Raw genomic sequence first — 11,690 nt, 5'->3', positions numbered from 1 at the left:
CGCCGCGCGCGCGCTCGGCCTGCAAGACACCCACGGCCTCATCGCATCCGGCAGGCCCGCTCACTTTGTGCTGTGGCCGGTGGGCGAGGCGGCCGAACTGGCCTACTGGCTGGGCCAAAAGCCTGCCTGCACCATCGTGCGGCAAGGGCGCATTCACGGAGTCATGCCATGACGCAACAACTGTTCTCCGCCGATGCACTGCTGCCCACGGGCTGGGCGCGCAACGTGCTGATCACATGGGATGGGGCAGGGCGCATAACTGCCGTCACGCCCAACGCCCAGTCAAACGGTGCCGCCATGGCCCCGGGCCCCGTGCTGCCCGGCATGCCCAACCTGCACTCGCATGCCTTCCAGCGCGCGTTTGTGGGCCTGACCGAATACCGGGGCGAAAGCCAGGACAGCTTCTGGAGCTGGCGCAACCTGATGTACCGCTTTGCGGCACGCATTACCCCAGAGTCTCTGGAGGCCATTGCGACCTGGCTGTACGTGGAGATGCTGGAGGCGGGCTACACCAGCGTGTGCGAGTTCCACTACGTGCACCACGACCAGGACGGCACACCCTATGCCGATGACGCCACGCTCTCGCTGGCCCTGCTGCGTGCGGCGCAGAGTGCGGGCATCGGCATCACGCTGTTGCCGGTGCTGTACCAGACGAGTGGTTTTGGTGCCAAGCCACCGCGTGCGGACCAGGCCCGCTTCATTCGCAGCACGGACAACATGCTCTCATTGCTGGAGCGCCTTGCACCCGCTGCAAGGGCGCAAGCGGCCGTTTTGGGACTGGCGCCGCACTCGCTGCGCGCGGTGCCGCCCGGCAGTCTGGAAGTTGCGGTACAGGGCCTCACGGCACTCAATGCGCAGGCGCCCATTCACATCCACATTGCCGAGCAGACGCAAGAGGTTCAGGATTGTGTGGCCTGGAGCGGCCAGCGCCCGGTGCAGTGGTTGCTGGAGAACGCCCCCGTGGACGAGCGCTGGTGCCTGGTGCACGCCACGCACATGACCCCGCAGGAGTACCAGGACGCAGCGCGCACGGGCGCCGTGGCGGGCATCTGCCCCACCACCGAAGCCAACCTGGGCGATGGCATCTTCGACATGCCGCTGTGGCTGCAGCACGGCGGGCGCTGGGGCGTGGGCTCGGACAGCCATGCCTGCGTGAATGCGGCCGAGGAATTGCTGATGCTCGAATACGGCCAGCGCCTGTCGCTGCGCCAGCGCAATGTGCTGGCCACCGCTGCGCAACCCGAGGTGGCCACGGCCATGACCTTGCAGGCCGTGCAGGGCGGGGCGCAGGCCGCGGGCCGCGCCATTGGTGGCCTCGCCGTGGGCCAGCAGGCCGACCTGGTGGCGCTGGATTCGCAGCACCTGGCGCTGCGCGATTTGCCTGCGCACAGCATGCTGTCGGCCCACGTGTTTGGCAGCCACCGCACCTCGGCCATCGACAGCGTGTGGGTGGCGGGGCAGCGGCGCATCGCCAGCGGCCGGCACACGCTGCATGACGCAGCGGCCCGTGCGTTCGTGGCCGCGCGCTCGGCCACCATTGCACCCGATTGACGCGTCCGATTGAATTCCTACCCCTGAGCTTGTGATGACAGATACCTCTCCACCTCCTTTTGTCCTTTACCCCGGCACCGCGCCGCTGCTGGTGTCGATGCCCCATGCGGGCACCTACGTGCCGCCAGCGCTGGCTGCGCGCTTCACCGATGAGGCCCGCCAGGTGCCCGACACCGACTGGCACATGGAGCGCCTCTATGCGTTCGCCAAGGACCTGGGCGCGTCCATCCTCGTGGCCACGCACTCGCGCTATGTGGTCGATCTGAACCGCCCGCCCGATGGGACCAGCCTCTACCCTGGCCAAAGCGTCACCGGCCTGTGCCCGGTCGATACGTTTGACGACACGCCCATCTATGCCCGGGGCGATGTGCCCGATGATGCCGAGGTGGCCGCGCGCCGCGATGCCGTCTGGCTGCCGTACCACGCGCAACTGCGTGCCGAGCTGGACCGCATCCGCGCGCAGCATGGTGTGGCGGTGCTGTGGGACGCCCACTCCATCCGCTCGGTGCTGCCGCGCTTCTTTGAAGGCAAGCTGACCGACCTGAACCTGGGGACGGCCAACGGCGAAAGCTGCGATCCGGCGCTGGCGCAGGAGCTGTTGTCCATCGCCAAAGAGGCCCAGGGCTACACCGCAGTGCTCAACGGTCGCTTCAAGGGCGGGCACATCACGCGCCACTATGGGCAGCCCGCGCAGAACATCCACGCGGTGCAGCTGGAGATGACGCAGTGCAGCTACATGCAAGAAGCCTTGCCGTTTGACTATCTGCCCGATGTGGCGGCAGGCGTGCAGCCGCACCTGCGCCGCATGCTGCAGGCCACGCTGGCCTTTGCGGCAGCGCAATCAGTTTGAAATGGGCACCCTGCGGCGGGAGGGATCGGTGCTAGTATGAACTGGTCGGTCCGCCATGGACCGCCGTCAGGGCCCGCATTCACGCAAGGGCCCGTTGTAGCGGGAGGAGCCGCGCCCCATGGACCCCACCGCTTACTACTACATGCCCCTGTTCAAGCCCGGCGCGTTTGTGCAATGGAACCACCAGCGCGAAACCGTGAGCCATGTGGTGGTGCGCCGCAACTCTCTTATGGTGTATCTGGTGGGGCATGAATCCCCCGTTCACCCTGAAGCGCTGCACCTGGCACCCACCGCCTTCCGGCTCACGCGCGCGCCAGACCGTTTGTGAGCGCGGCGCCCCGGCCGAAGGGCTGACGGGCTACTGGGCTGACGGGCTGAAGGTCAGCCGCCAGTGCACTGCGCCATCGACTCGCCCAGCTGGATGGGGCGCGTGGGCGACCACTGCGGGTTGAACTGCAGCGGCCCCTGCGGGAACAGCATCACCACGGTGGAGCCGAGCAAGAAGCGGCCCATTTCCTCACCTTGCTGCAGGCTCACCTGGCCCTTGGCGTAGTCCCACTGCCGCAGCGTGCCGGTGCGCGGCGGGTTCACCTGCCCATGCCACACGGTGGCCATGCTGCCCACGATGGTGGCGCCCACGAGTACCAGCACGAACGGACCCTGGGCCGATTCAAAGAAGCACACCACGCGCTCATTGCGCGCGAACAGGCCGGGCACGCCGCGTGCCGTGGTGGGATTGACCGAAAACAGGTCGCCCGGCACATGCACCATGCGCGTGAGCTCGCCCGCGCAAGGCATGTGGATGCGGTGGTAGTCGCGCGGGCTCAGGTACAGCGTGGCGAAGTGGCCGTTGTCAAAACGGGCTGCGGCGGCCGCATCGCCACCCACCAGGGCGGTGGTGGAGTAGGTGTGCCCCTTGGCCTGGAAAACCTGGTCCTTGGCGATGGGGCCAAACTGGCTGATCGCACCGTCCACAGGGCAGATCAAATCGGCCTGGGCCAGCGGGCGGGCGCCGGGCTTGAGCGCCCGCGTGAAGAAGTCATTGAACGACGTGTAGCTGGCAATGTCGGGGTTGGCCGCCTCGGCCATGTTGACGTTGTAGCGACCCACGAACCAGCGGATCACCGAGGTGGTGAGGCCGCCAAGGCGGGCCGATGCGAACTTGCCAGCCAGGGTGGTCAGTGCCTGCTTGGGCAGGAGGTATTGCGGCAGAACTGCCAGGCGATCAGACACGGGCGAACCCCTCAAAGACGAAAGCGGACGATTCTATCGGCGGGGCGCCATCGCCCGCACAGGGTCATACCCCGAGGTACTGCTCCAGCAGGAGGGGCTGCGCATGCAGTGCGTCCGAGCTGCCGTCAAACACCACCTGGCCCTTGACCAGGATGATGTTGCGGTCGGTGATCTGCGTGACGTGCTTCCAGTTCTTGTCCACGATCACGCTGCTGATGCCGCTGTCCTTGATCAGGCTGCAGATGCGCCAGATCTCGCGTGCGATCAGCGGCGCCAGGCCCTCGGTGGCTTCATCGAGGATGAGCACGTCGGGGTTGGTCATCAGCGCGCGGCCGATGGTGAGCATCTGCTGTTCGCCACCGCTGAGCTGCTGGCCGCCGTGGCCCAGGCGCTCCTTCAGGCGCGGAAAGGTCTCCAGCACGCGCTCGTAGGTCCAGTCGCGCTGCCCACGCGTGCCGGCGCGGGCGGCCATCTGCAGGTTCTCGACCACGCTCAGGTTGCCGAAGATCCCACGGCCCTCAGGCACGTAGGCAATGCCCAGCCGGGCCACTTCGTAGGGCGGTTTGCCGGTCATGTCGCGGCCCGCCACGGCCACACTGCCTGAGCGGGGCTTGACCAGGCCCATCAGCGACTTGAGCAGGGTGCTCTTGCCCATGCCGTTGCGGCCCATGAGGCCGATGGTCTCGCCCTGGCCCACGGTGAAATCAATGCCGTGCAGGATGTGGCTGCTGCCGTAGAAGGTGTGGATGCCCTTGGCATCGATCCATGGAGTGGTCATCTCAGTGGTCCTCCCCCAGGTAGGCGGCCTGCACGGTGGCATCGGCGCGCACCTCGGGCGGTGTGCCATGCGCAATCACCTCGCCGTTGACCATCACCGTCAGGCGGTCGGCCAGCGCAAACACGGCATCCATGTCGTGCTCGACCAGCATCATGGCGTGGGCAGGCTTGAGTCGCTGCAGCAGCTCCACCATGCGTTCGGCCTCGGCCACCCCCATGCCGGCCAGAGGCTCGTCGAGCAGCAGCACCTGCGGCTCGGTGGCCAGGGTCATGGCAATTTCCAGCTGGCGCTGCTCGCCGTGGCTCATGGCACCCGCAATGGCCATGCGCCGGTCTTTGAGACCGGACAGCTCGATAGCGCTTTCAAGACGTGCGCTGGTTGCTCTGTTTTTGATAGTATCCGAGCGGGTGTCCTGCCACCAGCGCAACGGGTTCCAGGGCTGCTGTGCATCGCGCGACTGGGCCGCCAGGCGCACGTTTTCGTGCACGGTGAGCGGCAAGAAGATGTTGGTCTTCTGGTAGCTGCGGCCTAGGCCCTGGCGTGAGATGCGTTCGGGCGCCCAGCCGGTCACATTGGTGCCGCCCAGCAGCACCTGGCCCGAGGTGGGGGGCAGGTCGCCCGAGAGCAGGTTGGTCAGGGTGGACTTGCCAGCGCCATTGGGACCGATCACCGCATGGATCTTGCCCCGCCAAAGGTCTACCGAGACACCATTGACGGCAGCCAGGCCGCCGAAGCGTTTGGTGACTTTCTGTGCAGACAACAAGACTTCAGCCATGGTGCGATCCCTCCGAAGCCTTGGCTGCACTCCGCTGCGCAAACATGCCCAGCAGCCCGCGCGGCGCGGCCACCACCACCAGCACGATGAAGCCTCCCATCAAAAGCTGCCAGTGTTTGCTGATGTCCTTGAACACGTGCAGCAGGTACTCGAAGGCAAACGCACCCACGATGGCGCCTGCAAAGTTGCCCATGCCGCCCAGAATGACCATCATGATGGCGTGCGCGCTCATGTGAAATCCCATGAGCTCAGGATTCACATAGCCGGTCTGCGCGCCCCACAGGTAACCCGCCAGGCCTGCCAGCGCCCCAGCGATGGTGAAGGCGGTGAGTTTGTAGCCCCGTGTGCCAAAGCCCATGGCGCGCATGCGGTGCTCGTTGATGCGGATGCCCGCCAGCGCGCGGCCCAGCGGGCTCCACAGCAGGCGGCGCAGCAGCACGTACACCAGCACCACCAGCGCCAGCGTGAAGTAGTAGAAGGTCTTGCGCCCCTCCAGATCGAACGGCAGCCAGCCGAAGAGCGACGCATCGGGCCGGAAGTTGATGTACAGCCCGTCCGAGCCACCCAGCACCTTGTTGTCGAAGAACAGGTAGAAGACCATCTGCGCAAAAGCCATGGTGACCATGATGAAGTAGATGCCGTGGGTGCGCACCACAAAGAACCCGATCACCAGTGCTACCACGCCGGACACAGCCACGGCCAGCGGCAGCGACCACCACAGGCTGACCGGCATGTCTGCAGGGGTGAGAAAGGCCAGGGCGTAGCCCGCCACGCCAAAGTACGCAGCATGGCCCAGTGATACCAGTCCGGTCACGCCCTGCAGCAGATCCAGGCTCATGGCAAAGATGGCCATGATCATCATGCGGGTGACCATCTGTACGTAAAAGTCGCTGCCCACCACAGGGAACAGCAGCAACGCAGCCAGCCCCAATGCCAGGGCGAACTGCACGCTGCGCGGCAGCACTTCGATATTGGCGCGCGGGGTGCTCATGAGCGGCCGCCGGGCCGCCCCAAGGCAGCGAAGGCCCCCTTGGGGGGCAGCGAGGTATACGAAGTGATGAGCGTGGGGGTAATCATTGCTTAAACAGGCCTTCGGGTTTCCACAGCAGCACGGCCGCCATCAGCATATAGACCAGCATGCCCGCTGCCTGTGGCAGCAGCACCTTGCCAAACGTATCGACCAGGCCCACCAGCAGCGCCGCAATCAGCGCTCCCCGCACGGAGCCTATCCCACCAATCACCACCACCACAAAACACATGATGAGGACCGACGAGCCCATGTTCGGGTACACGCTGGATACCGGTGCAGCCACCATGCCAGCAACCGCCGCCAGGCCCACGCCCAACGCGAAGACGATGGCATGGATGAGCTTGATGTTCACGCCCAGCGACTCGGCCATGTCGCGGTTGAAGGCGCCCGCGCGGATCTTCATGCCCAAACGCGTCTTGGAGATCAGCAGGTACAGCGCCACAGCCAGCGCGATACACACGCCCGAGATGAACAACCGGTAGACCGGGTAGGAGAGGGTGTCGGTGAGCGGGATCGACCAGTCAAGCATTTGGGGGATGGGCACGCCGTGCACATCGTCGCCCCACAGGATGGAGCGCAGTTCTTCAAAAATGTAGATCAGCCCGAAGGTCAGCAACACCTGGTCCAGGTGGTCGCGGTGGTAGAAGTGGCGAAAGAGCAGCCATTCAAGCGCCAGCCCAAAGACCACCGACAGCAGCGCGCCACCCACGATGGCCAACGCCAGGCTGCCGAAATGCCCTGAGAGGGAATACGCGAGGTAAGCACCCAGCATGTAAAAGCTGCCGTGCGCCAGGTTCACCACGCCCATGATCCCGAAGATCAGCGTGAGCCCGGCCGCCAGCATGAACAGCAGCAGGCCGTATTGAACGCTGTTGAGCAGCTGGATCAGGAAGGTGGCGAAGTCCATGAATGTGGTGAGGTTGGCGGCCTGCCGATGTGGCTGGTAGCCACTGGTGAAAGGGGCTTTGTGCGGGCGATGTACCCGTGGAGTTGGTAACTGGCGCGGCCCCATGGAGGGCAGCCGAGCAAGGGCCGCCCCGCAGCGAGGGCTGCATCCCCCTGCCCGCTGCGCGCAGCGCTGCGAGAGCGGGGGGAAGGCGCGCAGCGCCTCAGGGGGGTGTTATCCCATCCTGCAACCGGCGCCGCTGTCGGCCAGCGCCTTGGCGGCTACGCCGATCACCTTGTTTTCCTTGTTCTCGACGCGGCGCAGGTAGATGTCCTGCACGGGGTTGTGCGACTTGCTCATCGTCCACTTGCCGCGTGGGCTGTCGATGACGGCGCTTTCCATCGCCTTGATGACGGCCGGTTTGGCAGAAAGGTCGCCCTTGACCGCGTTGGCGCCCTGCACCAGCAGCAGGCCGGTGTCGTAGCCTTGCACGGCATACACGTCGGGTTGGCTGCGAAATGCCTTGGCGTATTCCAAGCGGAACTGCTTGTTGCGCGGCGTGTCCAGCGAATCGCTGTAGTGCATGGTGGTGATGATGCCGTCGGCCGCGGGGCCTGCAGCGTCCAGCACACCCTCGGTGAGGAAGCCCGAGCCGTAAAGCGGAATCTTGTCCTTGAGGCCGGCCGCCGCATAGTCCTTGATGAACTTGGCCGCGCCGCCACCGGCGAAGAAGCAGGCCACGGCATCAGGCTTGAGGGCCGCGATCTCGGTCAGAAGCGCCTGGAATTCGACGTTGGGGAAGGGCAGGCCCAGCTCCTTGACGATGGTGCCGCCGGCCTTGGTGTAGCTTTCCTTGAAGCCCTCAAACGCCTCGTCACCAGCAGCGTACTTCCAGGTGATCCATACGGCCTTCTTGTGGCCCTTTTCGACCATGGCCTTGCCCAGCGCCAGGGTGGGTTGGGAGTTGCTGAATGAAGTGCGGAATACATTGGGCGCGCACAGCGCGCGGGTGGCGGCGTGCACGCCCGCATTGGGGATGAGGTTGAGCACACCGGTGTCGCGCGCCACCTTCTGGATGCCCATCTGCACGCCCGAGTGCACAGTGCCAATCAGCACATCCACCTTGTCGCGCTGGACCAGCTTGCTGGCGTTTTCCACGCCCTTGCTGGGCTCGGACTCGTCATCGACCTTGAACCATTCGATCTCGCGGCCGCCGAGCTTGCCGCCTTGCTGGTCGATGGCCAGGCGCACGCCGTTTTCGATGGCCACACCTAGCTGGGCAAAGGTGCCGGTGTAGGGCAACATGAACCCCACGCGCACCTTGCCGCTTTGAGCACGCACGATGGAGGGCAGCAGCAGGCCCGTGGATGCTGCGCCAACGAGGGCGGCACTGCGGCTGATGACGAGGCGGCGGGTGGTCATGGGGCTTGTCTCCTTTGTTTAGGCTTAAAGTAATTTACTGCAAGCGTTCGGTGGTGAATACCTATGGGTTACCCGTACCGGTGCTGGCGTGGGGTTCCGCGTGCATGGGGCGTGGCTTCCGTGGGTTCTCTGTCTTCGCTGCTAGAGGCCTGACGAATCCGCGTGACGTGGCTGCGAACGTTGATGGCTGCCGCAGCCAGAGGGTAACTTTGAAACATGAATTAAAATGCATGTATTGAATTTTTGTGCAGTATAGATCGTGTTTTTTGGATTCGGGTGGCCGATTTGAGCCTGCGTTGTAGGTAGTTTCCAGCAGGGAGTCGGCAGCGGCACCGACCGGTGCCAGGTGTTCCATCGAACCAATGACCTCCCGCGCTCCTGCAGCATGGCTCTGCCTGCACAATCGTGGACTGATCATCAGACCCGTCGCATATGGCGAGATGGCCCGGCGGAGTGATAGTGTTGTTGACTGCACGGAGCCGGCCACCATTCAGTCTGCGCCGAGTTGATGCAGCTTGCGGTTGCATCCGCTTTTTTATTCTGTATGCCTCCTTCTTCCCCCTCCGACCTTTCTCCTTCTGCGCCGTCCCGGCCGCCATTGGTGGCGCGCCTGGCCGAATGGCTGCGGCATTTCTGGCCCGCCCCGCTGGGTATTGATGGCAAAGAGCGCCTGCGCTTTGTGGTGGGCGCGGTGATCGGTGTGCTGCTCACGGCATGGCTCAGCCGCTGGTGGGCCCAGGGGAATGGCACTGGGCCGTGGATGGTGGCTTCTCTGGGCGCCAGTGCCGTGCTGGTGTTTGGCATGCCCTCCAGCCCGCTGGCGCAGCCCTGGCCTGTGTTAGGTGGCAGCACCTTGTCAGCGCTGGTGGGGGCGGTCTGCTCTGCGTTGATTCCGGACAAGGCCCTGGCGGGTGCGGTGGCAGTGGGGCTGGCCATCGCGCTCATGGTGCCATTGCGTTGTCTGCATCCTCCGGGTGGGGCCATGGCGTTGTACGTGGTGTTGACCTCTGGCGATGGGTGGCACCTTGCGGCATTCCCGGTGTTGTTCAACGTCGTACTCCTGTTGATCGCCGCCGTGGTCTACAACGGTTTGACAGGCCGTCGCTACCCACATCCTCAGCGTGTCACGCCGCGGGTGGCAACAAGCCAGGGCACTTTCACTGCGTCGGATGTCGATGCGGCGCTGGCCCACTACAACCAGGTGCTCGATGTGAGCCGGGCGGATTTAGAGGGGTTGTTGCACCTGGCGGGCCGTGCAGCTTTTCAGAGAACCCTGGGAGAGTTGCGCTGCGCGGACATCATGTCCAGTCCGCCTCACGCTGTGGAGGCCGGCGTGTCGCTGAAGGAGGCGTGGGCTCTGATGCGTTTGCAGCAAATCAAGGCGCTGCCGGTGGTGGATGCGCAGCGCCAGGTGATTGGTATCGTGACGGTGGCCGACTTCATGCGGCTGGCCAACCTGGACACCCATGAAGGGCTTGGGCAGCGGTTGCGCACACTGGTCATGGGGCGTGGTGGGCAACCCCAGGCAGTGGGCGAGATCATGTCCCACCCTGTCCAGGTGGCGCGCTCGGCCCAGCATGCGATGGACCTCGTGCCGCTCTTTTCGCAGGGCGGACACCATCACATTCCCATCGTGGATGATGTAGATCACCTCGTTGGCATCATCACCCAGACCGACCTCGTGCGCACCCTGGCCTCGGCGGTGCAAGGCCGATAGCGGATGGTTTTCGAGGTTCTGGCTGGGAGCGCTGCGCCCGCACCACAGGGCAGACCGGGTGTCCCATAGGCAAAACACAGCTTGTCGCGGTACAATTGACAGGCTTTGCACAGCGCTGACGCCTGTTCATTGAAGCCGTCTCCCGGCCCTCTGCCTGATCTGCGCCCTGGGTGCAGCGACTCCCACCGCCCGCCATGCACCGTGTGTCGAGTTTCGACAACGCTGCAGCTGCCGTGGTGAATGCAATAAAACCGCGCAGGCGCCGACCACAGAACATTTGCTTTGAAGAGATAGAGAAACACATGGCCAAAGAAGAACTCATTGAAATGCAGGGCTCCGTCACGGAAGTCTTGCCCGACTCGCGATTTCGCGTCACGCTGGACAACGGCCACCAACTGATTGCCTACACCGGCGGCAAGATGCGCAAGCACCACATCCGTATCCTGGCTGGTGACAAAGTGTCCCTGGAGATGTCGCCTTACGACCTGACCAAGGGCCGCATCACGTTCCGCCACCTCGCCGGTCGCGGTCCTGGCCCTTCCTCCAGCCGCTGATCTTTCCGTTTTCGGTCCGTGGCAGACCGAGGCGGTTTTATAGTTTTTTCTGGTTCGTCTCTTGCCACGTCGCGTTCGCGCGACCGCTCCCTCCTGCGATCTCTTCGCTCTGCTACTTTCTAAAAAAAGTCAAAAAAGCAGGCGATGAGCCAAAAACAGGGGAATTGGCGGGTTAGAATACGAGCTGTCGGAGCGTAGCGCAGCCTGGTAGCGCATCTGCTTTGGGAGCAGAGGGTCGCGAGTTCGAATCCCGCCGCTCCGACCAATGTTTGAAGGCCTTGCAGCAAATGCTGCAAGGCCTTTTTTCTTGCCCGCCTGGTGCCTTTCAACGCAGAGGCGATCGGGGTCTCGGGGGCGAGCGGAAATGGGCTATTCACCGCCATCGTTTCCAGCAGGCTCGCGGAATCTACGTACCATTGTGGCCATCGCCGGTTTGCTCCCATTCGCACCGCCCCTGCCGTTTACTGCGCACGGTGCTTGCTGGTATCTCCATGACCTTCTCTGTGCTCTCTAAAGCCGCTGCCGTACCGTTGCCCCAGTCCGAAGCGCTTGCCCTGCCTGCAGTGCAGCGATACGACGCGGTCGATGCTCTGAGGGGAGTCGCCATGGTGTGGATGACGGTGTTCCACTTCTGTTTTGATCTGAGCCATTTCGGCTTGTGGTCACAGAACTTTCGTGTGGATCCGTTCTGGACCACGCAGCGCACCTTCATCGTGAGTCTTTTCCTGTTTTGCGCGGGACTGGGCCAGGCCATTGCGTTGCATCAGGGGCAGGGCTGGCACCGGTTTGGGCGCCGCTGGGTGCAGATCGCCGGGTGTGCGCTGCTGGTGTCCGCGGGGTCGTTTGTGATGTTTCCGGCCAGCTTCATCTATTTCGGTGTGCTGCATGGCATGG

At 64.2% G+C, this 11,690-nt stretch carries 12 protein-coding genes, 1 tRNA gene and 1 pseudogene; 8 read left to right on the top strand and 6 right to left on the bottom strand.

Annotated elements, in window-relative coordinates:
• The 4 genes and pseudogenes from DBR23_RS30250 to DBR23_RS04070 all read left to right on the top strand — a co-directional run.
• Nucleotides 1-172 (top strand): annotated as a pseudogene (locus DBR23_RS30250) (imidazolonepropionase); the annotation flags it as partial.
• Nucleotides 169-1,551, top strand: coding sequence for a formimidoylglutamate deiminase (locus DBR23_RS04080; RefSeq protein WP_108497395.1), 1,383 nt, complete (start codon nt 169-171; stop codon nt 1,549-1,551). The pseudogene DBR23_RS30250 and the gene DBR23_RS04080, both read left to right, overlap by 4 nt.
• 34 nt (nt 1,552-1,585) lie before the next feature.
• The gene (hutG, locus tag DBR23_RS04075; RefSeq protein WP_108497394.1) at nt 1,586-2,401 is read left to right on the top strand and encodes an N-formylglutamate deformylase; all 816 of its coding nucleotides are present in this window, start codon (nt 1,586-1,588) and stop codon (nt 2,399-2,401) included.
• 118 nt (nt 2,402-2,519) lie between these two features.
• Nucleotides 2,520-2,729, top strand: a complete 210-nt coding sequence (locus DBR23_RS04070) for a hypothetical protein (protein WP_056063577.1) — start codon at nt 2,520-2,522, stop codon at nt 2,727-2,729.
• A 53-nt stretch (nt 2,730-2,782) separates the two neighbouring features.
• On the opposite strand, the gene asd is transcribed toward DBR23_RS04070, so the two are convergent.
• The 6 genes from asd to DBR23_RS04035 form a co-directional block, all read right to left on the bottom strand.
• The gene (asd, locus tag DBR23_RS04065) at nt 2,783-3,634 is read right to left on the bottom strand and encodes an archaetidylserine decarboxylase (protein ID WP_108497393.1); all 852 of its coding nucleotides are present in this window, start codon (nt 3,632-3,634) and stop codon (nt 2,783-2,785) included.
• Nucleotides 3,635-3,698: 64 nt separating this feature from the next.
• A complete protein-coding gene (locus DBR23_RS04060; RefSeq protein ID WP_056063569.1) occupies nt 3,699-4,412 on the bottom strand; it encodes an ABC transporter ATP-binding protein in 714 nt (237 codons plus the stop codon).
• A gap of 1 nt (nt 4,413) precedes the next feature.
• The gene (locus DBR23_RS04055; protein WP_056063566.1) at nt 4,414-5,187 is read right to left on the bottom strand and encodes an ABC transporter ATP-binding protein; all 774 of its coding nucleotides are present in this window, start codon (nt 5,185-5,187) and stop codon (nt 4,414-4,416) included.
• Nucleotides 5,180-6,178 carry a branched-chain amino acid ABC transporter permease gene (locus tag DBR23_RS04050; RefSeq protein WP_108497392.1) on the bottom strand — a complete coding sequence of 333 codons (999 nt, stop codon included), beginning with the start codon at nt 6,176-6,178 and terminating at the stop codon, nt 5,180-5,182. Before DBR23_RS04050 ends, DBR23_RS04055 begins: the two co-directional genes overlap by 8 nt.
• An 82-nt stretch (nt 6,179-6,260) precedes the next feature.
• Nucleotides 6,261-7,124 carry a branched-chain amino acid ABC transporter permease gene (locus tag DBR23_RS04040; protein ID WP_056063561.1) on the bottom strand — a complete coding sequence of 288 codons (864 nt, stop codon included), beginning with the start codon at nt 7,122-7,124 and terminating at the stop codon, nt 6,261-6,263.
• Nucleotides 7,125-7,337: 213 nt separating this feature from the next.
• The gene (locus DBR23_RS04035) at nt 7,338-8,525 is read right to left on the bottom strand and encodes an ABC transporter substrate-binding protein (RefSeq protein WP_015014404.1); all 1,188 of its coding nucleotides are present in this window, start codon (nt 8,523-8,525) and stop codon (nt 7,338-7,340) included.
• A 544-nt stretch (nt 8,526-9,069) separates the two neighbouring features.
• Here DBR23_RS04035 and DBR23_RS04030 point away from each other — a divergent pair.
• The 4 genes from DBR23_RS04030 to DBR23_RS29175 form a co-directional block, all read left to right on the top strand.
• Nucleotides 9,070-10,242, top strand: a complete 1,173-nt coding sequence (locus tag DBR23_RS04030; RefSeq protein ID WP_108497391.1) for an HPP family protein — start codon at nt 9,070-9,072, stop codon at nt 10,240-10,242.
• Nucleotides 10,243-10,544: 302 nt separating this feature from the next.
• Nucleotides 10,545-10,796: a translation initiation factor IF-1 gene (infA, locus tag DBR23_RS04025; RefSeq protein ID WP_015014402.1), complete on the top strand. Its 252-nt coding sequence runs from the start codon at nt 10,545-10,547 to the stop codon at nt 10,794-10,796.
• A gap of 188 nt (nt 10,797-10,984) precedes the next feature.
• A tRNA-Pro gene (locus DBR23_RS04020) sits at nt 10,985-11,061 on the top strand.
• Between the two features lie 226 nt (nt 11,062-11,287).
• On the top strand, nt 11,288-11,690 hold a 403-nt coding region (locus DBR23_RS29175; RefSeq protein WP_158276422.1), incomplete at its 3' end, for a heparan-alpha-glucosaminide N-acetyltransferase.

This window comes from Acidovorax sp. HMWF018 (genome assembly GCF_003061035.1).
GTDB lineage: Bacteria > Pseudomonadota > Gammaproteobacteria > Burkholderiales > Burkholderiaceae_C > Acidovorax > Acidovorax delafieldii.
This window is presented reverse-complemented; position numbering and strand designations above follow the sequence as displayed.

Coding starts and splice junctions, on each gene's coding strand:
- DBR23_RS04060 (WP_056063569.1), bottom strand. CDS start 4,412: ATGACCACTCCATGGATCGATGCCAAGGGCATCCACACCTTCTACGGC.
- DBR23_RS04080 (WP_108497395.1), top strand. CDS start 169: ATGACGCAACAACTGTTCTCCGCCGATGCACTGCTGCCCACGGGCTGG.
- DBR23_RS04055 (WP_056063566.1), bottom strand. CDS start 5,187: ATGGCTGAAGTCTTGTTGTCTGCACAGAAAGTCACCAAACGCTTCGGC.
- DBR23_RS04050 (WP_108497392.1), bottom strand. CDS start 6,178: ATGAGCACCCCGCGCGCCAATATCGAAGTGCTGCCGCGCAGCGTGCAG.
- DBR23_RS04070 (WP_056063577.1), top strand. CDS start 2,520: ATGGACCCCACCGCTTACTACTACATGCCCCTGTTCAAGCCCGGCGCG.
- DBR23_RS04030 (WP_108497391.1), top strand. CDS start 9,070: ATGCCTCCTTCTTCCCCCTCCGACCTTTCTCCTTCTGCGCCGTCCCGG.
- DBR23_RS04035 (WP_015014404.1), bottom strand. CDS start 8,525: ATGACCACCCGCCGCCTCGTCATCAGCCGCAGTGCCGCCCTCGTTGGC.
- hutG (WP_108497394.1), top strand. CDS start 1,586: ATGACAGATACCTCTCCACCTCCTTTTGTCCTTTACCCCGGCACCGCG.
- infA (WP_015014402.1), top strand. CDS start 10,545: ATGGCCAAAGAAGAACTCATTGAAATGCAGGGCTCCGTCACGGAAGTC.
- DBR23_RS04040 (WP_056063561.1), bottom strand. CDS start 7,124: ATGGACTTCGCCACCTTCCTGATCCAGCTGCTCAACAGCGTTCAATAC.